This window comes from Streptomyces sp. PL-29 (genome assembly GCF_058344425.1).
The window spans coordinates 14418-37365 of the sequence record NZ_CP136996.1 but is presented as its reverse complement, the minus strand read 5'-3'; the positions used below and the strand labels follow the sequence as shown (position 1 = coordinate 37365).

Annotated in this window: 16 protein-coding genes and 5 pseudogenes; 7 read left to right on the top strand and 14 right to left on the bottom strand. The window is 69.8% G+C overall.

Features of this window, described 5'->3' with window-relative positions; translation table 11 throughout:
- Positions 1-11: 11 nt before the first annotated feature.
- Positions 12-1145, top strand: a complete 1134-nt coding sequence (locus tag R4Z63_RS00170) for a serine protease (RefSeq protein WP_384452275.1) — start codon at positions 12-14, stop codon at positions 1143-1145.
- Positions 1030-2457, top strand: coding sequence for a WD40 repeat domain-containing protein (locus tag R4Z63_RS00165; protein ID WP_384452278.1), 1428 nt, complete (start codon positions 1030-1032; stop codon positions 2455-2457). Before R4Z63_RS00170 ends, R4Z63_RS00165 begins: the two co-directional genes overlap by 116 nt.
- Positions 2458-2522: 65 nt before the next feature.
- On the opposite strand, the gene R4Z63_RS00160 is transcribed toward R4Z63_RS00165, so the two are convergent.
- The gene (locus R4Z63_RS00160; protein ID WP_384452281.1) at positions 2523-3515 is read right to left on the bottom strand and encodes a GlxA family transcriptional regulator; all 993 of its coding nucleotides are present in this window, start codon (positions 3513-3515) and stop codon (positions 2523-2525) included.
- Between the two features lie 74 nt (positions 3516-3589).
- Between R4Z63_RS00160 and R4Z63_RS00155 the strand changes: the two genes are divergently transcribed.
- A complete protein-coding gene (locus R4Z63_RS00155; RefSeq protein WP_384452284.1) occupies positions 3590-4177 on the top strand; it encodes a cysteine hydrolase family protein in 588 nt (195 codons plus the stop codon).
- Between the two features lie 166 nt (positions 4178-4343).
- Here R4Z63_RS00155 and R4Z63_RS00150 read toward each other — a convergent pair.
- Together R4Z63_RS00150 and R4Z63_RS00145 are read right to left on the bottom strand one after the other, a co-directional pair.
- Positions 4344-5231 (bottom strand): annotated as a pseudogene (locus R4Z63_RS00150) (IS3 family transposase); the annotation flags it as partial.
- A gap of 298 nt (positions 5232-5529) precedes the next feature.
- On the bottom strand, positions 5530-5868 hold the full coding sequence (locus tag R4Z63_RS00145; protein ID WP_384452287.1) for a hypothetical protein: 339 nt from the start codon (positions 5866-5868) through the stop codon (positions 5530-5532).
- Positions 5869-6370: 502 nt separating this feature from the next.
- Between R4Z63_RS00145 and R4Z63_RS00140 the strand changes: the two are divergent.
- Positions 6371-6613, top strand: a pseudogene (locus R4Z63_RS00140) (FAD-binding protein); the annotation flags it as partial.
- 187 nt (positions 6614-6800) lie between these two features.
- A complete protein-coding gene (locus R4Z63_RS00135) occupies positions 6801-7157 on the top strand; it encodes a hypothetical protein (RefSeq protein ID WP_384452290.1) in 357 nt (118 codons plus the stop codon).
- A 7-nt stretch (positions 7158-7164) separates the two neighbouring features.
- Here R4Z63_RS00135 and R4Z63_RS00130 read toward each other — a convergent pair whose 3' ends face one another.
- The gene (locus tag R4Z63_RS00130) at positions 7165-7935 is read right to left on the bottom strand and encodes a hypothetical protein (protein ID WP_384452293.1); all 771 of its coding nucleotides are present in this window, start codon (positions 7933-7935) and stop codon (positions 7165-7167) included.
- Between the two features lie 457 nt (positions 7936-8392).
- A complete protein-coding gene (locus tag R4Z63_RS00125) occupies positions 8393-8929 on the bottom strand; it encodes a hypothetical protein (RefSeq protein ID WP_384452296.1) in 537 nt (178 codons plus the stop codon).
- Positions 8930-9173: 244 nt separating this feature from the next.
- On the opposite strand from R4Z63_RS00125, the gene R4Z63_RS00120 reads away from it, so the two are divergent.
- Positions 9174-9560, top strand: coding sequence for a hypothetical protein (locus R4Z63_RS00120; protein WP_384452299.1), 387 nt, complete (start codon positions 9174-9176; stop codon positions 9558-9560).
- A gap of 763 nt (positions 9561-10323) precedes the next feature.
- Here the strand turns inward: R4Z63_RS00120 and R4Z63_RS00115 are convergent.
- From R4Z63_RS00115 to R4Z63_RS00100, 4 genes and pseudogenes are all read right to left on the bottom strand, one after another.
- A complete protein-coding gene (locus R4Z63_RS00115; protein WP_384452302.1) occupies positions 10324-10734 on the bottom strand; it encodes a hypothetical protein in 411 nt (136 codons plus the stop codon).
- 395 nt (positions 10735-11129) lie between these two features.
- A pseudogene (locus R4Z63_RS00110) lies at positions 11130-14419 on the bottom strand (DUF6531 domain-containing protein); the annotation flags it as partial.
- 249 nt (positions 14420-14668) lie between these two features.
- Positions 14669-15295, bottom strand: a pseudogene (locus R4Z63_RS00105) (putative T7SS-secreted protein); the annotation flags it as partial.
- A complete protein-coding gene (locus R4Z63_RS00100; protein WP_384827205.1) occupies positions 15216-16001 on the bottom strand; it encodes a transposase family protein in 786 nt (261 codons plus the stop codon). The gene R4Z63_RS00100 and the pseudogene R4Z63_RS00105, both read right to left, overlap by 80 nt.
- Positions 16002-16185: 184 nt before the next feature.
- Here R4Z63_RS00100 and R4Z63_RS00095 point away from each other — a divergent pair, with 184 nt between their 5' ends.
- A complete protein-coding gene (locus R4Z63_RS00095) occupies positions 16186-16815 on the top strand; it encodes a class I SAM-dependent methyltransferase (protein ID WP_384452308.1) in 630 nt (209 codons plus the stop codon).
- Between the two features lie 31 nt (positions 16816-16846).
- Here the strand turns inward: R4Z63_RS00095 and istB are convergent, their stop codons facing one another.
- The 5 genes and pseudogenes from istB to R4Z63_RS00070 form a co-directional block, all read right to left on the bottom strand.
- Positions 16847-17617: an IS21-like element helper ATPase IstB gene (gene istB, locus R4Z63_RS00090; RefSeq protein ID WP_384452311.1), complete on the bottom strand. Its 771-nt coding sequence runs from the start codon at positions 17615-17617 to the stop codon at positions 16847-16849.
- Positions 17614-18354 carry a Mu transposase domain-containing protein gene (locus R4Z63_RS00085; RefSeq protein WP_491522500.1) on the bottom strand — a complete coding sequence of 247 codons (741 nt, stop codon included), beginning with the start codon at positions 18352-18354 and terminating at the stop codon, positions 17614-17616. Before R4Z63_RS00085 ends, istB begins: the two co-directional genes overlap by 4 nt.
- Before the next feature lie 354 nt (positions 18355-18708).
- On the bottom strand, positions 18709-18927 hold the full coding sequence (locus tag R4Z63_RS00080) for a nucleotidyltransferase family protein (RefSeq protein ID WP_384452314.1): 219 nt from the start codon (positions 18925-18927) through the stop codon (positions 18709-18711).
- A gap of 253 nt (positions 18928-19180) precedes the next feature.
- Positions 19181-19431 (bottom strand): annotated as a pseudogene (locus R4Z63_RS00075) (transposase); the annotation flags it as partial.
- 237 nt (positions 19432-19668) lie between these two features.
- Complete coding sequence (locus tag R4Z63_RS00070; protein ID WP_384452317.1) at positions 19669-22920, bottom strand: ATP-binding protein; 3252 nt, start codon at positions 22918-22920, stop codon at positions 19669-19671.
- Positions 22921-22948 lie beyond the last annotated feature (28 nt).

The following is a 22948-nucleotide window of genomic DNA, read 5'->3' as shown; positions in this document are numbered from 1 at the left end:
GGGGGGAATCCATGGCCGCGGTACGCGGGAGCGGAGTGCTCGACGCCTCGCAGGTACGGATCAGGGGCGCTGACGGCGAGGTCGTGGGCGCCGGATTCCTCGTCGCTCCGGACCTGGTGTGCACCTGCGCCCACGTCATCGGCCAAGCCCGCGGGCCGGCCCACGTGGGCGACCCTGCCACAGGGCCCGTGGTCCTTGACTTCCCGCTGGTCGAGGGCCGGCCCGCGGCCCGGGCGGGCGTGGTGTCCTGGCGCCACGCCGGCCAGGACGTCGCGCTCCTGCGGCTGGACGCACCCGTGGCGGGGACACGCCCGGCACCGCTCGTCGACGGCACCTCGGTCTGGGGCCACACGTTCCGCGCGCTGGGCTACCCGTACGGAGCCGACCAGGGCATCTGGGCATCCGGGGTGCTACGGGCCGGGCAGGGCTCCGGCTGGGTGCAGATGGAGGTCCGTGGGAGCGGTCCGACCATCGTGGGCGGGTTCAGCGGATCGCCCGTCTGGGACGACACCCAGGACGGCGTGGTCGGCATGACGGTTGCCGCACACCAGGGCGACCGCACCGCCTACCTGTTGCCCTCCGCCGACCTGGTCGACGGGCGGACGCTGCGCCCGCGCTGCCCGTTCCAGGGGCTGGCACCCTTCGCCGAAGACGGGGCGGAGTTCTTCCACGGACGCGACGACGACACCCGGCGGGTCTTCCGGGCGGTGTCGCGACGGCCGGTCACCCTGGTCGTCGGCCCCTCGGGATGCGGTAAGTCTTCGCTGGTCAGAGCCGGAGTGTTGCCGAAGGCGCGAGGTGCGGGGATGGACGTCTCCGCAGTGCGCGCGGTACCCGGCGTACCGGCCGCCGCGGTGCTGGCCAGGGCCCTGACCGACCTGCTCGATCCCGCACCCGATGAGGTGGAACGGCTCGCCCGGACGGAGAAACTGGCCCGGCTGTTGGAGGCGGGCCGTGACGTACCGGCCGAGCTACGGTCCCGGCTGCTGGCCCGGCCCGGCGCCGCGCCCGCCGGGCACCTGCTCGCGGATGACCCTGGTGCAGTTCGCGCTCACCAATCTGCCACCCGAACTCGTCCCGGTCGCACGGGAACTGGCGACGGGCAAGCTCGTCGTCCTCTCCCCGGCCCCGGACGGCTCCGGTGAGATCGTCGACCTCGCGCACGAAGCCCTCACCCGACCGTGGCTGCAACTGAACAGGTGGCTCACTGACACCCGCGAGTTCCGCACCTGGCAGGAGCAGTTGCGCACCGATCTGCGGCGCTGGGAGGCCCATGGGCGTGAGGCCGCCCGGCTGCTCGGCGGCACCGAGCTGGCGGAGGCACAGCGGCGCCTCGCCGACCATCCGGACGACACCACTGCCGAGGAGACCGACTACGTCCGGCTGAGCACCCGGGCCGCCCGGCGCGGCGCCCGGATTCGACGCGCCGCCGTGGCCACGCTCGCCGCCCTGACCTGCCTCGCGGCGATCTTCGCCCTCCTCGCCTGGCAGGGGCTGCGGCGCACCGAGGACCAACTGCGCGTCCAGGCGGCCGGCCTGCTCGCCCTGGCGGCTGACGACATGCCGGGCCGCGAACCGGCCACCGCGCTGCAACTCGCGCTCGCCGCCAGGAGCACCAAACGGACCACCAAGACCGCCGAGGCACTGCTGCGGCAGTACGTACGCCAGCCGGACCTCCTGCACTCCTACCCCTCCGTCTGGGAGGGGAACGTCAGCGGCATGGACGCCACCCCCGACGGCCGGACCCTGGTGGTTGCCGCCCGGCCCCTCGGGGGCGGCGACCGGTATGTGTTCACCCTGGTCACCGGCGTGCTCGACGGCCGGATCCGGACCCGGAGGCTGGGCGGAGAAGTGCAGGCACGGTACGAGAGCGCCATCAGTCCCGACGGCCGCCTGTTCGCCGTGTCCTCGCCCGATGCGATACGGCTGTGGCGCCTCGACAGCCCGGACCACCCCGAGACGCTCCCGCTCCCCGTCCGTGAGCTGCCTGATGGCGCGGGCAGTTCTGTCGACTTCAGCTCGGACGGAACCCGCCTGCTGCGCACCCTCACCGACCACACGATGGAGTGCTACAACGGGACCCGGCCTTGCGTGGCCGCGTTCGCCGACGCGTGGGAGGTGCCCTCCGGCCGGCGCCTGACCGTCGCCGCCGACCTGCTGCCCCGGACCCGTGTGGGGGAGGTCGCCTTCACCGGCGACGCCGATACCGTGGTCATGGGCATCTCCGACCCCAAGGCCCCGCAGCAGCTGACGGTCAAGGACCTCGCCAGCGGCCGGACGCTCTACACCGCGGGACCCTCCCCCGACGCAGCGATGGCCAGCTCGATCCGGGCGTCGGAGGGACGGTGGGGGTCGCCGAACGGGTCCTCGCCCAGCACGTGGAGGCGGCGGTTCCATGAGCCTCTTCAGCGGCTACCCCAGAGGGGCCGTGACTCTGTGCGGGCGACCGGTCTCTGATCTGCAGTAGTGCTCAGCTCTTGCGGATCCGCCCATCACCTGATCGGTGGCCGTTCTGAAGAGGCTCAATGGCTGGGTGCAGAGGGTGGTTGTTCGGCGAACGAGGTGCGGTAGGCGCGTGGGCTGGTCGCCAGACGGGATGTGAAGTGCTGGCGCATGGTGACTTCGCTGCCGAAACCGGATCGGCGGGCGACCTCGGGCATGGGCAGGTCGGTGCGCTCCAGGAGTTTCTGGGCCGTTGCGATGCGCTGGTCGACAAGCCAGCGCAGCGGGGTGGTTCCGGTGGCTGCGGCGAAGTGTCGGGCGAAGGAGCGGGGGGACATCCTGGCGCGGGCGGCAAGCGCGGCAACGGTGAGTGGCTCGTCGAGATGGGCCAGGGCAAAGGCGCGTACCTCGGCCAGTGCGTCTGCGGCGCGGTCGGTGTGCGGTGTCGGATGTTCGATGAATTGGGCCTGGGTGCCGGTCCGGAAGGGCGCGGTGACCATGGAGCGGGCGACTGTCGCAGCTGCCTCTGCGCCGTGCGTGGCGCGCACCAGATGCAGGCACAGGTCGATGCCGGCAGCGGTGCCGGCGGCGGTCCACAGATTGCCGTCCTCGACGAACAGGGCGTTCCGCTCGACCCGCACCTGTGGGTGTCGGGTCTTCAGTAGGTCGGTCAGTGCCCAGTGGGTTAGCGCCCGGCGGCCGTCCAGCAGTCCCGCCTGGGCGAGCGTGAACGCGCCGCCGCACAGAGCGGCGATGGTGGTGCCTCGGGCGTGGGCGTTGCGTAGGGCTGCGAGGACGGGCTCGGGTGCTGGGGTGATGTGGTCGTCCAAGCCCGGTACGAGGATCAGCTCGGCGCGGGGGAGCCAGGCGAGGGTGCGATCCGGCGTGAGGGTGAGCCCGCCGCGCATCGGTACAGGTTCGGGGCCCGCGGCTACGCGGCGCAGCTCGAACGCGGGGCCCCCGCGGTCGGTGCGGTCCGTACCCCACACCTCGGTGATCACCGAGACATCGAAGGCCCGGATGCCGGGGAAGGCGATCAGGGCGATGCGGTGTGCCGGTGCGGGTCGGATCATCCTGGCAGTAAATCATCGATCGCTGTCTTTTCTCCTCCTGTGGAAGGGCGCACCAGGGCGGCAGGATCGTGGACATGGAGATCACACAGAACGCGGCGCTGGTAGTGGTGGACGTGCAGAAGGGCTTCGACGAGTCGGAATTCTGGGGCCCCCGCAACAACCCGGCCGCCGACCAGAACATCGCCTCGTTGATCGCGGCCTGGCAGGACACGGACCGGCCGGTCGTCTTCGTACGGCACGACTCGAACAAGCCCGGCTCGCCGCTGCGGACCGGGTACGAGGGAAACGAATTCAAGGACTACGTCGAGGAGCGGCGCGGCAAGGGCGGCGGGCCGGAGCTACTCGTCACCAAGTCCGTGAACTCGGCGTTCTACGGCACCCCCAACCTTGACGACTGGTTCAAGGAGGCCGGCATTACCCAGGTCGTACTGACCGGTATCCAGACCAACATGTGCGTAGAGACCACCGCCCGCATGGGCGGCAATCTCGGCTACGACGTGCTGGTCGCCCTCGACGCCACCCACACCTTCGACCTGACTGGCCCGAACGGCTGGCATTCGACGGCCGACGAACTGGTCCGAGCGAGTGCCGTCTCGCTGCACGGCGGGGGCTTTGCCCGGGTGGTGACGACCGGCGAGCTGGTGGCCGCCGTCCGCCCCTGACACCCCAGACCAGGGGCGCGGGCCACCTCCGACGCCCACCCGCGCCAACTCGACCGCTCGCAGGCCAGGTCAAAGACTCGATCACAGTCACATTGCTGTGGTCGGGTAGCCGGATCACGTTGCCGTGACCCGGCCCCCTCAGAACCGGACGTGCGAGCTTTCCCCGCATCTCGATCGCATCGGTGACCAGCGAGGTGCACATGTGATCGGCGATCGACCAGCCCACCACCTTCCTCGAGCAGATGTCGATCACTGTGGCGAGGTAGAGCCAGCTTGCGCCGACGGCTATGTAGGTGATGTCGCCGCACCACCTGGTGTTCAGGGCGTCCGCGGTGAAGTCGCGCATCACCAGGTCCGGCACGGGCGGCGCGGCCTTGTCCGCGATCGTCGTCCGCTTCTTCTTCCGCAGGTGCCGGCCGACGATGTGGTTGACCCGCATCAGCCGGGTCACGCGCTTGCGGTTGATCCGCCGTCCCCTCGCCCGCAGCTCGGCATGGACTCGCGGGGCGCCATAGGCGCCATCATGCTCGGCGTGGATGGTTCGGATCTCGGCCACGGTCCGCTTCTCCTCGGCCTGGCGCTCTGCGCGGGCCTGCCCTGTGGCCAGATGGCGGTAGTAGCCGGCGCGGGGACACCCTGAGCACCCGGCAGATCCGCTTGACGCCAAGGTCGGCGCGGTTGTCGGGGATGAAGTCCCAGCGGCGAGGGCTCACTTCACCTCCCGTGCGAGATAGGCGGCTGCCCGGCGCAGGATCTCGCGCTCGGGGTGCCACTCCTTCTCGGCCTTCAGCAGCCGGGCGTTCTCCGCCCGAAGCCGGGCCAGCTCGTCCGCCTCGCCGCCCGTGTCATAGCGTCCGGGCACGGCCTGGGCCTCGTCCTTGCGCACCCACGTCCGCAGCGACTCCGCGGTGATGCCGAGATCCGCGGCCACCGCCGCGTAGGTCCTCGTCCCGGCCGCGGCACGGTAGAGCGCGACCGCGTCCTTCCTGAACTCCTCCGGATACGGAGACCTGCGTCCCGCCTGGACATCCCTCCCTGGACCATCAAGATCCATTGTCAGGGTGTCCACTCCAAAGGACCAGCCTCAGTCTGGTCCTACTCTGAAGGCGAGCACGCAGACACTCCCGTCCGCAGTGTCGCCTCCTTCACTGACTGGCTCCGCGTGACTGCCGAACGCGAGATTCCGGTCTGGAAGCACCACGCCGCGACGGTCCGTGAGGAGACCAACGCCGACGTCAGCGCTACGTGGCACTGGTAGCCAGTCCTCGCATCAGGTGCCCCTCACCCCCTTGTTTGCGGCCCGGAATGTCCAAGCTGGGGGGACGATGCTCCGGCTCGATGTGTGCTGAGGGTCAGCCTGTCGCGCCGGGCAGGGCCGTGAAGGTCGCGCTGGCTGACCGCGAGGACACCGCTCCTTCCACTGCGAGTTCTCCGTCGATGGAGATCGTGCACTGGAGCCAGCCGTCGGGATGCTCGGGGTTGGACGTGACGATCGTGAGCATGGGCATCGCGCCGATGCCTGACATCACGACGTCCTGCTTCCATGGCGCGACGCCTGCCTTGACCTCCTTCTGCTCTCCTTTCAGAGGGTCGCCGACGGCGTAGGTCACCTCGAAGTAGCCGGTGCCGGTCACCTCGTAGGTGACCTTGGTTCCGCGCTTGCGCCGGAAGGGGAGGAACTTGCTGTGCATGTGCGGCCTCTGAAGAGCGGACAAGGTGAAGTCTCGGTGATCCTCGCACGTGCTGTCGGGACGGCCCGAGCAGGTACCGGGCCACGGACGCGGCTTCTGCGCCCGCCGCCGCACCGGCTCCGGCCTCAGTCCGACGCTGGCTCTGTTCACGTTGTAGAGCAGCGTTTCGACAGCAGTTCGGGAGGCACCCGCCCGCGCCCGACGTTCACGAGAACGAACGGGGCTCTGTCTCACATTCGGTGGTAACGGAACGTCGCGGTCTTCACTTTCGGTACGGTCTTGCTGGTGAGAAGCGTTGACCTGGACATTTATCCGGTGGGGCGGCTGGATGCCGGGAGCGGTCAGTCCCGTGGACTGTGCACCGTGGAGGCCGGACGGATACCCGCCCCAGACGCGTCCGAGCTCGTTGACCTGCAGAGTGTTGCGATCTCCGCCAGCACAGCCATGACGTAGCGCAGACCAACCACCGAATGTGAGCCAGAGCCGAACGATTTACAGTCCCATGGCCACCCGCGGCATCCGCACCCGCCACACCGCCGACGGTCAGGTTGAGGTCACCGTCGCCGCCGGCCACCGGTTCACCAAACTCGTCGCCCACACCGTCGCCGAAGGCCTGTCCGGCATCGAGTACCTCGGCGGGATCCCCGGCACCGCCGGGGCGGCACCGGTCCAGAACGCCGGAGCGTACGGGCAGGAGATCGGCGACCGGCTCACCGCCGTCACCGCCCACGACTGGACCACCGGCCGAACCACCCGGATCCCCACCGCCGAGTGCGGATTCGGCTACCGCACCAGCCGGTTCAAGCAGCAGCCCGGCCGGTGGACGATCCTCTCCCTCACCCTCCACCTGACCCCCTCCACCGGGGCGGCCCCCGTCATCTACCAGCACTTCGCCACAGCACTCCGGGCCCCGCCGGGCAGCAAGCCCCCGCTTGCCGAAGCGGCGGCCGCCGTACTGCACGACCGCGCCGAGCGAGGGCTGCTCCTGCTTTCTCAACCCCACCGTCACCGACGACCGGGCCCGCTTCCTGCGCAGCCAGGGTGCCCCCGTCCACCGCACGCCCCTGGGCGCCTGGCGGGCCAGCGCGGGCTGGCTGCTGGAGGCCTGCGGCTACCGGCCCGGCACCACCATCACCCGCGGGGTCTCCTGCTCCACCCACCGCACGCTGACGCTCACCGCCCAGCCCGGCGCCACCGCGCACAGCTTCCACAGCGCACTGGCGACGATGGCCGGCCACGTACGCATGGCCACGGGCGTACGGCTACAGGCCGAGCCCGCTGCGGTGTGACCGCCACTCACTCGGCTACGAGATCGAGGCACTTCGCGGCGTGCAGTTCCTCCAGTGGCACCTTGTGACGCTTGGCCCCCCAGACGTACGCATGGACGGCCACGTCGGCATGACGCACGACAGAAGCAAGGTTGTTCAGCACACCGACGACCCGCTCCACCCCGAGATGGACCCGTCCCCCGACATGGGCGTCGTGGAGGAAGTCGGCGGCGTCCTCGGCATCAGCGTCCCGGAACTTCTCCACGGCCTCGTCGTCGCGTAGCTCACCGTTCTGGTGGGTCAGGAGGTGCCGTAGGTCCCTGGCCCACTCGACGTCGGGTGTTGCGACGGCGCTTCCGAGAACCGTGTGCGCGGTGACCAGGGTCTTCCAGCCCGGGGAGGTGAACCCCTTCGGAGTCTTCAGGCGCAAGATATGAGTGCCCGTCTTGCCGTCGAGGGTGACGCTCCAGCCCTCGATGACCTCTTGGGCTGCCTTTTCGAGGTAGACCTCGAATGCCGTCACGCCGTTCTTCAAGACCGAGGCCTCCACCATCCACTGGTGGGAGAACGGCCAAAGGCCTCCTACGGCGTCGTGGAACATGTCGACGTGCTCGTCGCCGTAGTGGATCTCTGGGTCGAACACCTCGCTCAGCGTGTCCTCGGCCTGCTTCCACTGACGCTCGTAGGCCTCCGCTGACCACTGGGCCGTCAGCTTCAGAAACGCTCGGTTCTCCGCATCGGTCTTGCGCCAGTTGTCAAAGGCCCGACTCACCGTTCCATGAGCTTCGTCCCAGGTCATGGAACGAGCGTAGGAGCAACGGACCGACCGACGTACCGAGTTTCGGCACCGAGGTCGACGGGGCCCCGCAGGCGCGCATGGGTACGTGGCATCACCCGAGGGGGATGACTCCGCCTTGGACCAGGGGGGAGCACTCAGGGCATTCCTCAGGGTGTCCAGCAGCGCGGCACAGCGAGTCGGTGCGGGCGTTCTCGACGCCCTCCGTGCTCCACCACAGAACCTGCGCGATCTGTTCGACGTCCACGGGACTGTAGCCGTAAGGAAGCGCGGCCGCGATCGAGTCGGACAGCGCAGCATGCGCGTTCTGCTACGCCTGGAGGGCCTGCATCATGGTGGCGTGGTCCGTACGGATCCGCTGCATTGCGGTTGCGGTAATCACGCGATCAGCCTGCCAGCCCGGAGCGGGGCGCCCGTGGAACGGCGAGCATGAACATGGGCCTCGCAATGGTGATCATCGCTAGGTGCTGCGGCACAGCTGCGTGATCGCCGGGTTCGTGACTCCCTGGGAGGCCCGGCAGAGGTCTGCCATGTCCACCCGGCCCGGAGCCGGGGCGGGCGCGGGCCGGTAGCGCGGCGGGGCCGGCGGGCGGGCGGTGTGGACGCTGCGGGTCTTCGGCCTCGGCTTCGGTGCGGAGGCGCCGGTGCGGGGCCGCGTGGACTTCGCGGGCGTACGCCGCGTCGCTTGCGTCTGCGCCGCGGAAGATCGTCGCTTCTCCGTCTTCGGCGCCGTGTGCTGCTCCTCCCGCGGGCGAGGGGTCGGCTGCACCCGGTCCGGGGTGGAGGCGTTCTCAGTCGGGGCGGCCGGGGTCGGCAGCGTGGTCAGCGGCAAGGAGCCTTCGGCAGGCCGAGACCGGTCGGGCGGGGCGGACGCGGCCGACGCCGGGGCTGTGCCCGTGCTCGCGGCGGGTGGCTTGTCGTCGGCCGGAATCACGGAGACGCACCCGGACGTCGTCAGCAGGGCGACAAGCAGCAGGGGCAGGGTCCGACGGTGCATCCGACCACTCTGGCGCAGACGGCATCCGGCCCCTCACAGGCACGCCCGTGTCCTCGCAGTTGGTGGGGAGGGGTGGGCCGGATCGCCGGGACCAGCCAGCCACGCCGGAGCGATCGTCGCGCTCGTCACGGTGCGCAGGGCGCCGTGAGGGCTGCTGCTGCGACGCACCCGGGCAGCGCTCTCCGGGATGGGATCCAGCCCTGATCTGTCTTCCGCCCACCAGGGCCACCGCCGCGCGAGGGGAGTGGCCCTCAGCTCCTCGGGGATCGGAGCCAGCCGCGTCTACACCTCAGAAGGCCGTTCCTCTGACGAGGACGTTGTCGAGCTTCAGCTCTTTGAGGACGGCGGGCTGCGGCTGCTCATGACCCGCCTCTCCGATGCCGCCTCCAAGCCGTACAGGTCGCCGGGTGAGGACGAGCAGGTCATCTTCACCCGGCACATGCTGGACCTGATCCGTCTGATCTCCGATGACGTGGGCTATCACGGCAACTGGGCCGTGTCCGTCGGAGCCAACCGGCTCCGCGGCCGCCGCCGGTACCAAGGGCGGTCGGGTTTTCTCAGCAACCACATGTACAGCGCCGACACAAGCCGTTCCCGATGCAGAATGGCGGTCCGCTGCTCGGCTCGTTGAATCGGCTGTGCCGACAGAGAGGCCCACTGCCGGGCCCCGCTGCTGACGTACGCGACCCCAAGCCCTTCGGCGAGCCCGAGGCGAGCGGGGTGGGGGAGCGGTTCAAAAGCCGCTTCCCCCCTTCTCCACCCACTGCGCCCGGGAGGCCAAGCCGCGCCGGAACGCCGCCTCCGCCTTGTGCCCGGGCTTCTTCGAGCCCTGAGGGCGCCGGCAGGCGCCGAAGCGAGCTCCGTATGGGCGGCGGCCGTCACCGGGTGGGCCGCGCCCCGCACGCCCAGTGCCTCCAGGCGGTCGCGTTGCTGTGGCGGAGCAGCATGTCGGCCATCACGTGGCCGCTTCTGGGCTCCCGGGTAGAATCCGGCCGGTCGAACCGCAGCGAGTCAGAGAGGAGTGAAAGATGAGTTTGTCCGGATTCCCGCGGCGGCGAGGTTCTACAGCAGATGCCAGCGGTCGGCGACCTCCGTCGCGTCGGGGGCGGCTTCCTTCCCAATAGCGCTCCCCGCCAGCTGCCGGAGCGGTTCCAGGTAGTCCCGCCGCTCTCCGACGACCGGACAGCGAGGGTGAAGCGGTCGTTGCGTTCGGACCCGGGCCGGGTGGGCGAGGAGAACAGCAGCGGACCGCCGGGCAGCTGCAGCAGCGAGTCGGAGACCGGCGGCGCATCCAGATCGCGCACCGTGGTGAAGCCGAAGGTTGCGAGGCATACAGCCGTCCCGCCTACCACAAGGTGGGGACGAAACCCCGGCGAACTGGATAGACAACAAGCTCAGCGCCAGGTGTTGGTGTCCACGATCTCGCCGGTCTCCAAGTCGATACGGCCCTGGAAGTCACCTGCGTTGCGCGTGACCATGATCACGAGCGGCCGACCGTCCTGGGGGAAGGCGGTGTAGAAGCCGTGCACGTCATTCGGATCCCTCAGCAGGTCGTGCGGCGGGTGCAGCCGGAACCGCTCCGAGCCGTCGGCCCGGTAGACCACCGCGTTGTCCGACGGGGTGAATGGTGCGCTGTTGATTGCTTCCACCACCAGCACCAGCGTCTCGTCGTACTCCCGCCACGCCATGACGTCCTGTGGCGGAAGCTCGTACGACTTCTCGACGTTCCCGGCGGGGCCGCTCCACCGGATTGTGGTGTCGCCTTGGGCCCAGGTGACCACGACGCCGGGATTTTCTTCTGTCACTTGGGGATCTCCGTGGGTGGGCCGACTGGGATCAGTCGGGCTCGGTCGCCGAATTCCATGATCTCTATTTGAGTCCCGCCGCCGGGCAGATGGCCAAGCTTCGGGTCCATCTGGGGTCCGATGATGCTCTCCTGGACGAGGATTGGGTCACCGTCCGAAATGCGGTAGCGCTGCAGGAGCGAGACGTCATCCTTCCAGTCGGTGCGGACGGCCAGCTGATCTCGAACATACTGCTGGTTGGGGACGCCGTCGAAAGTACCGAACCCGCCCGGTCGGGTCTGGCCCTGCGAGATCACCATGTTGAACTCCTCCCCGGGCTTGGCGAAGCGCGCGAGGATCGGCGACCCCTCCAGGTGCGGGGGTTCACGCCTGGCCGGGGGAAGGGCCTTCTGCTCCTCGCCCTTCTCCGGGCAGGGGCTGAGGCCCAGCGGGTCCGCCCACACGAGCGGGTTGATGACGTAGGCGACCGGGTTCGGGGACGGCGCGAGCCCCAGCGGGTCGCCCGCCAGATAACGGGCCGTCTCGGGGTCGTAAGTGCGGAAGTAATTGTGGTGGAGGCCGGTCTCGGGGTCGTGATATTGGCCCGGGAAGCGCAGCGGGGTGTAGGCGGAGGCGTCCCGGTTCCAGCTCGTCGTGCCCCATACCGTGGAGCGGGTGCGCCAGGCGACCTCTCCCTGCTCGTCGATCAGCTCGGTGGGCGTGCCGACCAGATCGGTGACGATGGCGAAGAACCGGCTGTCGCTCTCCTCCTGCGCGGCCTGCGACGACCGGCGTATGGACTCCACCTGGGTGAGCGGGTGCAGGCCGGAGTGCGTCCAGCTGAGCGTGACCTCGTGCGGGCTGCCCGCCGAGCGCGCCGTCTGCTCGATGAGGGTCGGCCCGTCCCACGTGAAGACGGTCTCCTCCGCGACCTCGTCGACCCTGTCCGGCTGCGCCGACGCTTTACGTGAAGCGTCGATCGACGTGAGTCTCTGCTTCGCGGCACGGCGGCCCAGCGCGTCGTAGCGGTAGCGCCAACGCGTCCCGTCCGGGGTGGTTACCTCGGTGAGCCGGTCGTCCGCGTCCCACGTATAGCGCCAGGTGTCCGGCTTGCGGGAGAGCCGGGTCTTCTGCCGCAGGGTCACGCGGCCCTGGGCGTCGTGCTCGTAGCGGACACGGCCCGCTCGGGTGATCCGCGTCCTGGTGTAGGTGCGTTCGCCGGTGGCCTCGGCGCCCAGCTGCTCCGGCCAGGAGGCCGAGGTCTGGTTGCCCGCTTCGTCGTAGGCGTAGCGCTCCGACCAGGAGGCGGCGTCCACGACGGTGATGCGGGAGGCCGAGTCCAGGGTGAAGGTTCGCGGCCCCGTCGCCTCGTCGTCGATGGCCAGCAGATTGCCGTCGGCACGGTAGCTGTAGCCGCGGCGCAGCAGGGTCCGCTGGTTCGAGCCGGTGATGTGCCGGGTGGTGAGCCGGCCCACCGCGTCGAAGGTCTGGTGCAGCGTCGTGCTGTCGCCGATGCGCCGGGTCAGTTCACGGCCGACTGCGTCACGCTCGAAGGTCAGGGTCCGGCCCGAGGCGGTGATCTCGGTGCAGTGGCCGCCCTCGTCGTAGGTCCAGCGGGTCTGCGCCCCGGTGGGGGTGGTCAGGCCGGCCGGTCGGCTTAGCTCGTCGTACGTGTAGCGGACTGTACGGCCGTCGAGTTGCTCCTCGACGAGTCGGCCGTGCCGGTCGCGGATGCGGAGCAGCCTGGTGCCGTCGGAGGAGACGGCTGTTGCCGGCAGGTCGAAGACGTCGAACTCGAAGGTCGCCGTTCCGGTGGGGGAGGTCTTAGCGTCAGGCCGTCGAAGTCGGTCTCCGAGGTCAGCCGTCCTGCCGCGTCGTACACGTACTCCCAGGTCAGGCCCTGGGGGTTGCGTACGCCCGTGAGCCGCAGCAACGCGTCGTAGGTGTACTCGTGGCGTACGCCGTCGGGACCGGTCCGGGCGGCGAGGAGGTCGAAGTGGGTGTACTCGAAGCGGGTCACACCGCCGGCCGGGTCGGTGAAGGCGGTGCAGTTGCCCTCGCCGTCGTACGTCCACACCGACTCGGCGCCGTCCGCGTTCACCCGGCGGGCGGGACGGCCCTCCGGGGTCCACTCCACGGTCGTCACCCCGCCGAGCGGGTCGGTCACGCGCACCGGGCGCCCGAAGGCGTCGCGTTCGAACCGCGAGGTGGCGCCGAGGGGGTCCGTGATCGTGACCGGCAGACCGGCCGCGTCGGTGGTGAAGCGGGTGACGGCGCCCAGCGGGTTGGTCACCGTGACGACGTGGCCGCGTTCGTCGTAGGCGAAGGTGGTGACGGCGCCTGTCGAGGTGGTGAGCGAGGTGCGGTTTCCGCGCTCGTCGAAGGTCTGGCGGATGATCGTGCCGTCGGCGTTGGCCACCCGTACCGGCAGGCCCAGTTCGTCGTACTCGGTGCCCGCGGTGCGGCCGTCGGGACGGATCGAGCGGGTGATCCGACCCGCCTCGTCGTACTCCTGGAGCGAAGCGGCGCCCAGGGCGTCGGTACGGCTGATCACGCGCCCGGCGCTGTCGTACTGGTAGCGGGTGACAGCGCCGAGCGGGTCGATCTCGGCGACGACCCGGCAGCCCTCGTCGATCACGTAACGGCGCGTGTGCCCGTCGGCGGTCGCGACCGCGGTGACACGGTGGCCGGTCGCCGGGTCGCGCTCGTCGTACGAGAGCGTGAGGGCGAGGTGTCCCTCGGTGCCGCCTTCCGCGACGCAGCGGTCCTGGTCGTCGTAGGCGTAGTCGTAGCGACTGCCGTTGGTGTCGGTCCAGGACGTGATCCGGCCACGCTCGTCATAGGCCAGCCGCAGGGGCAGGCCGGAGGAGTTGACGACCTCCGTCAGGTTTCCGTCGGTGTAGCCGTACGCGAGGACGCGCGGGCCACCGACGAGGTGGAGGGCGGTAATGCGGCCCTCGGCAGTGACGAAGCGCAGGTGGTAGCCGCCGGAGTGGGCTATCCCCAGCGGGGTGCCCGCGTGGTCGTACTCGAAGGTGATGAGGTTGCCGTTGCGGTCCTCCAGCTGGGCGATCGCCGCGAGACCGTCCCCCTCACCGTCCCAGCCCGCCGCCGGCGAGAACCGCCGTATTCGGCCCGTCGCCGGGTCGGTCAGCGTCCAGTCGCCGTCCGGTGTGCGTTCCAGCGGATGGCGCGGCCCGGTTGCCGGGAGCACGGGCAGGCCGGGCGCCGGATGCGGGTAAGCGACGAGAAGCCCGTCATCGCTGACCAGCACCACGCCCTCGGCATCGATCTCCAGGTGCTGGTCGATGGTGGAGGCCCAGGACGGGCCGAACCAGCGGCCGGCCGTGTACCCGGATTCCGCACGGCGCGTGAAGACCAGTGGAAGCGTGCCAGGCAGGACCAGGTCGGTCTGCGGCAGGTACATCTGCCCGGTAGCCAGGTCCACCGGGTCGGTGCAGCCATTGATCTTGTCACAGTCCGGGGTCTTGTGCACATTCGGACCGTCGCTGTCCAGCCCTTGGCGCCCGGGACCCTTCGGTACGTCGTTGGCGGTCTTGGCGGCCGTAGCCGCCCTCTTCGACGGGCCGAGGCCCTTGGTGCCGGCGAGCTCCGGCAGGAGTTTGCCGATGCCTTCGGCGGGGTCCTTCATGAAGTCGTCGAGCATCTGCTTGCCCGCGCCCATGGGGTCATTGACCGCCACGACCAGGCCCGCGACCGTCGAGTTGAGGTTGGTCCGGTACTCCGCCGGGTGGGTCAAGTTGTACGGGTCGAACGGGGTGACCGCGCGGACGAAGTTGACCAAGCCCGCCGTGCCCTTGAGGACGCCGCCCGCCAGGTGGGTCTCCGCGAGCTCCAGGTAGTCCATGCCGTCACCGAACTGCTCCGAGTACGAGGGCTTGGGCGGGGCCGCGTCGCGGGCCGCGCGGACCGCCGTACTGGCCGTCTCCGCGACATCGTTGCGCTGCGTGCGCGCGGTCTTGAGCTTGTCCTCGGCCGCCTTGAACAGCGGGCCGGCAGGGTCGGTGAAATCGTCCGACGGCCGCGGCGGCAGCGTGTCCTTCCCGGCCCTCACCGCCGTCTTGTAGTCGATGATCGACTTGTTGTAGGCGGTGCGCGCGTCCTGCGAGACCTTCTGGGCGTGCTTGTACTCCGCCAGGGCCTCCCTGGCCTGGCGCTGCGCCCACTCGACGGTCTCCGCGAAGCGGCCCATCGCGTCGGCGGCCTTACCGAAGGCCTCGGCCGCCTTGAACCAGCGCGGCGGCTCCTTAGCCAACGCCTCCCGGAACGCGTCCGCCGACGCTCCCTTCAGCCCGTCGCCTTCCAGGCCCTTCAGGCCGTTTCCGACTAGGGTGAAGGAGGACTTGAAGTCGTTCAGGTGCGAGACCTGCGCGCGGATCTTGGAGACGCTGCCGTAAACCAGTTTGTTCGGGTCCTCGGTCTGCCCGAGCTCCAGCTCCGCAACGTCCGCACCGAGCTGGTTGGCGGCCGAGCGGCTCTTGTCACGGACCCAGTCGCCCGCCTCGTCGAGACCGACCTCTTCCGCCACGCCAGCGAGCTTGTCGCCGCCCGACTCGATCACATCGCCGAGGTCCTCGGCCAGATCCTCGGCCCCGTCCTCCCACGAGTCCGGTACGAAATCCCGCCAGCCCATCAGTTACCGCCCCGCTGCGGGCGCCTTCGGCGTAGGCACCGGCCCGGTCGCGGCAGATCACTTCGACCTCGGGGTGGTCGCGCAGCCAGGTGGCCAGCGGCTCGGCGTCCCGGCCCGGCAGCACATCGACCGGGCGCCGTTCTTCCAGGTCCACCAGGATCGTGGCGTAGGAGTCGTTCTTGCGCAGCGCGAAGTCGTCGACCCCAAGGACGCGCACGCTGGCCTGCGGCAACTCCGGCAACGCACGGAGAAGTTCAAGGAGTTTGTACTTGGCGACGCGGATGCTCAGCGCGGCCGCGAGCCGCGCACCCGGCCGAGCCGCCAGACATGCCGCGATCGAAGTGAGCAGTGTGCTCAGCACCGGCGTGTACCGGGCATGCGGGCTGGTCAACCCCTCGACCTGCTCGACGAACGTCACCGCCGGACACTGCGGATTGAGGCACTTGAACCGGCGCACCACGAGTTCGACCACCGTCGAGGCTCCACCCAGGGGCGCGTCAGCGAGCCGGCGCGCGTACCGGCCGTGCACACGCCACGACACCACCCCGCACCTTGGGCACCTTGCCGTCGGCCCTGCGGAGTGCGCGCAGAACGTGACCGTACCGGCCGCACGCTCGATCGACTCGACAACCACACCGGCTAAATGCGGTAGCAACCGTCCCAAACCCCCTGAACCGCACACCCGGTAGATGCCCAGTTCAGACTGGGTACGTCACAAGATCCCCGACAGAGCCGGTAATGTGCAGAGCTGTTAGGGCCTGTCCCCGGCACGGGGCCGGAGAAGCTGCGAACGTGCGCGGATGTTAGCTTCGCTTCCCGTGATGGAGCACCAGGACGACACCAGGGCGGCCTACGACGGGGTCGTCGAGCTGTATGCGTCGCTGTTCGCTAATCGGTTGGAGACGCAGCCGTTCTCGCGGAACATGATCGGCACCTTTGCCGAGATGGTGCGCGGGACGGGGAACCCGCGGGCAGCGGACGTCGGGTGCGGCCCGGGACATCTGACGGCCATGCTGCACGACCTGGGGCTGGACGCCTTCGGGCTCGACCTCTCTCCGGGCATGGTCGACCACGCCCGGCGGGCGCATCCTGCGCTGCGGTTCGACGAGGCGCGGATGGAGGACCTGCCGGTCGAGGACGGCGCGCTCGGCGGCGTGCTGGCCCACTACTCGATGATCCATACCCCGCCTGAAGAATTGCCTGCGCTGCTCGCCGAGCAGGTGCGTGTCCTTGCGCCGGGCGGCCTGCTGCTGGTCTCGTTCTTTGCGACCGACGGACCGGAGCCGGTCCGCTTCGACCACAAGGTAACGCCCGCCTATAGCTGGCCGGCGGACCGGTTCGCCGAGTTGCTGGCCGAGGCCGGGCTCACCACGTTCGCCCGGCTGCTCCACGACCCGGCCTCCGACCGGGGTTTCCTCGACGCCCACTTGCTGGCCCGCCGCCACTAGAGCGTGCCGCGTAGTCTTTGGGCGGCAGCGCTTAAGCGACTTCGGTCTCTCGCTCGATGGCCTTGAGGCGGTTCTTCAGGCGGTAGCTGGGGCCGTTGATGGAGATCACTTCGCAGTGGTGCAGGAGGCGGTCGAGGATGGCGGTGGCCAGGACCTTGTCGCCGAACACCTGTCCCCATTCACTGAAGGTCTTGTTTGAGGTCAGGATGATCGAGCCCTTCTCGTAGCGCTTCGAGATCACCTGGAAGACCAAGTTCGCCTCGGCTCGTTCCAGCGGCTGGTATCCGACTTCATCGACGACGAGGACGCTGGGCCGCAGGTAGGTGCCGAGCTTACTGGTCAGCCGGCCGGCGGCCTCGGCGGCTTTGAGGTGGCGGACCATGTCGTCGAGGCTGGTGAAGTAGATCGAGTAGCCGGCCCGGCAGGCCGCGACCGCTAGGGCGACAGCGATATGCGTCTTGCCCACCCCGGGCGGCCCCAGCAGGGCGGCGTTCGCCTTGGCCTCGACGAACGACAGGGTGGCGAGGTCTTTGACCTTGCGCGGGTCGAGGTCGGGCTGGAAGGAGAAGTCGTACTCGTCCAGAGTCTTGTGGTGGGGCAGCCGGGACAGCCGCAGGCCCTGGCGGAAGCGGCGGTCGTCGCGGACGGCAAGTTCCTCAGACAGCACCAGATCGAGGAAGTCGAGATAGCCCATCTTGCCCTCGTCAGCCCGCCGGATGTACTCGCTGATGGTCTCGGTCAGGTGGGGCAGGCCGAGCTTGTCGGCCGTGTTGCGGATGCGGGTGGAGACCAGCTCGCTCAAGACATTTCCCTCGTGCTCGGGTGGGTGGTGAAGGGACGGGTGCCGGTCAGTTCGTCATAGACCGACAGTGGACGGCGGCCGACCTCGATGCGGGTGGCGGCAGCCCGGTTCAGCAGGGCCTGCAACAGTCCGGCCTCCTCGCCCAGAGGACGTTCGCGCCGGGGCTGGGGGACGTCGCCGGTGGTGGTGCGGCGGCCCTTGCCGGTGGGCAGGCCGTCCCAGTGGGTCTCCTCGACGACCCGGACGCCGCGGCCGACCGCCCGAGGGTGCATGGCCAGCAGCGTCTCGCCGCTGGCGTCCGCGGCGGTCGAGTGCACCATGATCTTTGACTTCGTGGCCCGGATCTCGACCAGCTGGCGGGGGCGGACTCGGCGGGCGGGCACCGAGTAGAGGTTGCCGCCGAAGGCGACCAGGCAGTCCTTGCCGACCGGCCGCAGATGCCGTTCGACCACCAGATAGGGGGTGGGCGGCAGCGGCTTGAGAGCCGCGTGGTCACGGGCCGCCCGTTCGCCGATGACCTCCCGGTGCGTCTTGTGGATCTGGGCCCGCCGCTGCGGCACCCAGGCGGCGAAGGCCGCGTCCTTCTCCTCGACGGAGGAGAAGGCCCGGCCGGACAGGACGTGGTCGCGGACGATGAGGACCTGGCATTCGACGCGGCCTTTCCCGGTGGGCCGGTAGGCGTCGGCCGACTGCCGCGACGTCGCCGAGCGGGTCTCGCAGTACAACGCCCGGAACACGCCGCCGACCCGGAGCCCGCGATAGGTGCGCCGACTGGCGCCGCCGCCGGCCGCTCAGGCGGCTGGGGAGGGAGCGTGTTTCTGGGGTTGTCCCGCCGGGCGGGCCCGGCCCCGCCGCTGTTACCGGAGGAGGTGGGTGGCTGGGCCCGTGTTCCGGGAGCTGGGGAGGGTGCTGTACGGCTCCCTGGTGGGCGTCGGTCCGGCCGTGGACGAGGCAAACCGGGGTCGCGCTGAGGGCGCAGACGGACGGGCTCAGGTGTGGATGCGGTCGTTGGTGCGTTGTGGTGGTCGGCGCTCTCGGCGGAGCTTCTGCCGGGTCCACGGCCCCGCGTGACTGGACTGCTGCCCAAACCATCATGCCGCCAGCCCCTCCGTGTGGAAGGGGTCGTTGAGCTTCACCGTAATGTCGACGTCGCTGTCACCGCGGACGTTGGTGTTGTTGGGATACGAGCCCTTCGACGCCACGGTGATGTCGAGCTCCTCGAACGGCTCGTGTCGGAGCACCGCCTGTTTCACCATGCGCTCGGCGCGTTCCAGCCGGAGCTGTTCGGAAGCATCCGGTGGCTCTTCCACTTGTTGATCAAAGCGATCCGCTGTTCATACGTCAGCTGTCCTGCCATGAAGGCATCCAGGCTCCGGCGCGCCTGCGCCGGCTGACAGCGTATGAGCGGGCACTGACAGCGACTCACCGGTGGAATGCAACCCGTGTGGACCCTGCAGGGCCAGCACGTCGTAGTGCCGATGGAGGATGCGTGCCGTCCACGGGGCCGCGTCTGACCCCCGGCGTAGGGTCTGTCAGTCGAACGTGTAACGAGGGTGGTCCGGGTTACTGGCGTGCTGCGGAGAGGCGGCCGTCGAAGGTGATGCCGAAGGCGTTCAGCGCGGTCTTCCGGCGCATGGTTCAGCGGGCCTGACCACGGCCGGTGGGGTCGAGCGACATGATCGCCGTGTAGACGCGTTTCAGGGCGGCGGTCTCGTTCGGGAAGTATCCGCGGGCCTTGACCGCGCGCCGGATCCTGGCGTTTCGATCGCGTTGGTGGTGCAGACGATGCGGCGGATCTCGGTGTCGAAGCGGAGAGCACATCATGAGAAGCTCCTCGCGGCGGTGTCTGCGCCCCGCCTGGTGCAGGACCGGTCTCTCCGCACCTCTCGCTGGAGCGCCTGGAGTACCTCACCGACGCGGTCGGGCTGCGATCGGCGCTCTGCCCGGCGCCGAAGCTGCCGCCGTCTTGGCACCGGCACTCCGGGAGGAGGCCTGATCTTCCACGCCGGTGGCGCTCGACGCCGGAGTCGAGCATGACTGCCGCCTGGTCCTCAACGGCCTTCTCCCGGTTCCCGCCGTGAGCGGGTGGTGTTGACCCGCAGGGCAGTGATGTCGCCGATGAGGTCTACGGCAGCGGCGGAGGGGCCGGGCTGGCTCAGCCGATCGGCGATCGCCAGCGCCTTCCCGGCGAGGGCTGCCGCCTCTGTCAGGACACCCCGGTCGCGTTGGACGACTGCGAGGTCCAGGCAGGTCAGCGCCACGTATGGCCAGGCGCCGAGGGCCTGGTTGCGGACCAGTGCCTCGCGTAGCAGCTTCTCGGCCTTCTCCGGGCTGCCGGCGGCCAGGGCCAGACGGCCGAGTTCACGACTGACCGTACCGGAGAAGTAGGCTGTGGGCGTGCCGAGCGCTCCCGGGTACCGCCGGAACAGCACGAGCTGGTCATACACCAGCTGCGCAGCTTCAGCATCGCCGACCAGTTCAATGAGGTCGACTAGGTGCAGCAGCACCGCTGGCCACGTCGGGTTCGTCATCGGGATCGGTAGCACCGGGCGCAGTTGGGAGTACATCCCCCGCGCCTCGTTCAGTCGCCCTGCAAGGAACAGCGCCCGCGCCCGCGCGGACAGGATGAGCGGGCTTCTCGGAGCGCGGTCGAGGTCACGCCACATCTCCCTGGGTAGTTCTGCGGGGTCCCCGCGAATCAGGGCCAGTTGCAGGCACAGCACGTAGTTCATCCTGATCGCCGTCTTGTCTCCGCTGGCCTCGGCGATCTTGGCGGCGTCCGCATTGCAGCGGCGGGCGGTGGCGAACTGTCCTTTCAGCGCAGCGCGTGCGGCGCTGACGCGCAGCAGATGCCAGCGGGCGAGCGGGAGCGGAGAACGGTCCGCGATCGCCTCGATGCCGCCAATCGCGTCGTCCACCAGTTCCAGGAGACCCATCATGTAGCCAGCCTGGATACGCCACTCGTGGCCGAGCACCGCGGCGAGCGGGTCGCCGAGCTGCTCGGCGCGGGACACGGACTGCTCACCCAGGCGCAAGCGTCCGGCTGTGTCGTCCGGATGGGCCAAGGTCATCTCCATGGCCCGGGCCGCGTCGAGTTCGGCACGCAAGTCACCGGTGGCCCTGGCCAGACCGAGGGCGGCTCGGGCATGCCTGGCCGCCGTGTCGGGCGAGCCGAGATCGGCCGAAGCAGTGGCGAGCTGCGCGAGCAGCCGAGCCCGTACGGCGCTCGGCATGTCCTCGACGGCCAGCGCCGCCTCGCACAGTTGGCTGATCGCCTGGGAGGCCTGCGGGAATGTGACGCCCTGGAGTACCAAGGCGACCTCGGCGAGCAGGGCAGGCTGGTTGGTCGCGTTCGCCGAGTCGGCCGCTTCGGTGCAGTGGCGCAGGCTGGCGTCGTAGAGCCCGGCAAGGAACTCGGCGCGGGCCAGCTCGATGAGCGCCGGTGCGCGCTGCGGGTCCGTCGGGACGAGTACGGCGGCGGCGTCCGACAGGTGCCGGGCGGCATCGGCGTAGGCGTGCCGTTCACAGGCCTGATCCGCGGCGATCCGGGACCAGTGCGCGGCGGCGGCACGGTGGCCGGGCTCCTTACCGGCCCGTCGCCAGTGCGCGGCGATGCGTGCCGCCTCGGTGGGGTCCCCGGTCCTTTCCAGTGCCTGAGCGGCGGCTCTGTGCAAGGCACGGGCGACGGCTGGGGCGGTTCGGCCGAGCATCTCGTCGCGTACCAGATCGTGAGTGAAGCGGTAGATGCGTCCAGCGTCGGTGGTTTCCACCACGGTCAGGACACCGGCGTGCCAGGCCGCCTCCAGTGCTCGGGCGATGACGGTCTCGCCCAACTTCGGCAGCACCGCGGAGAGCTGAGCCGTGTCCGGCCGTTCGCCGAGCACGGCTGCGGCGTCCATGACTTCCCGCTGCTCAGCGGTGAGCCCGGTCAGCAGCCCGCTGACGATGGTATGGAGGTCGCCCGCGTGCGTGCGCAGTGCTGAAACGAGCAGCGGCAGCCCACCGGTACGCCGGTACGCTTCCGCCGCGTCCGTCTCGCCGACGCACTGGGCGACCTCCTCCCGGGTGAACGGGACCAGACGGAGTGTGGCAGCGTAGCGGCCCAGGTTCGCCAGCGCCCCAGCGGCTTCCTCGGGCCCGGGTTGCCGGAAGGTGCCGAGCACGAACAGTCCGCACTCGGCCGCCTTTTCGGCCACCTGCCACAGCAGGTCAAGGCTGGCGGTGTCGGCCCAGTGCAGATCCTCCAGCACGATGAGCAGGGAGCGTCTGGAGGCTGCCATGGCCAGCGACTCGCATAACCGGGCCAGCTCCTGAAACCTCGCTGCCCGCGCATTGACCGGCTCTGTCACAGGCCACAGCTGCCGTCCGGCCGCGGACGCGGCTCCCGGCGGTGGCCCCGTACGCTGCGCCGGTACCGCAGGGGTGACCCCCGCAAGGCGCAGCGCTTGTTGCCAGGGCCATAGCGGTGGCGCTACCGCATCCCGGGGGCAATGGCCCCGTGCGACGGTGAAGCTTGCGGAATCGGCGTGGCGGCGCAGCACCTCGGCCGCAAGGGTGCTCTTGCCGACGCCTGCCGGGCCCGCAAGCAGCACGACGGATCCGCTGCCGCGCGCCGCGCCTTCGATCCGCTCTCTCAGAAACCCGAGTTCACTTGCGCGCCCGACGAAGTCTTCCCACCCCGGTAGCATCCTGCAGCCGCGTAGGACGAGGTCCTGCCTGCCACGGTCCAGTGGAGGCAGGGATGCCCCCGACGCTCTGCTCGGACCGCCGCTGTCGGCATGCATCTCACCGGGCAGCTTCTGACTGACGTCCATCCGGTCGGCAACCCCGGCTGGACCGAGGGTTCGCCACGATTGCGGATGGGCACTGGCCAGACGGTCTGGCCGGGTTCCCGCCGACACTGGGCCGGGCGCCACCTGCTCGGCCCGCTGATCCTGCCCGGGTGACTTCTGGGCCCGTGGCCCGGAGTCGGGCGGGGAAGTGCGGGCGGAACGCAGCCACCGCCGCCACTGCTCTTCGTCCAGAAGTCCTGCGCTGACCCCATCGGCAGGGATCTGCCGGCCGCGGCGGTGCTCGAGCAGCACCCGGACCAGAATCAGGAACGCTGCCTCCGACTCGGGCAGGTGCCGTCCCTGCTTCCAGTCGCTGACCCGGCGTCCCGAAATCGGCCGGCCCCGCCCGGCGGGCCGGCGCCGGTTGGCTTCGGCCACAGCACTCTTGATCGGAAGATCGGCCGTTTGTGCGAGCAGCTCGCTCAGTCGGTCGGCGAACACCCGTCGTGGTGTCGGATCCGCCTCTGCCATGCCCAGCCCCCAGCAGACCGCAGTATCC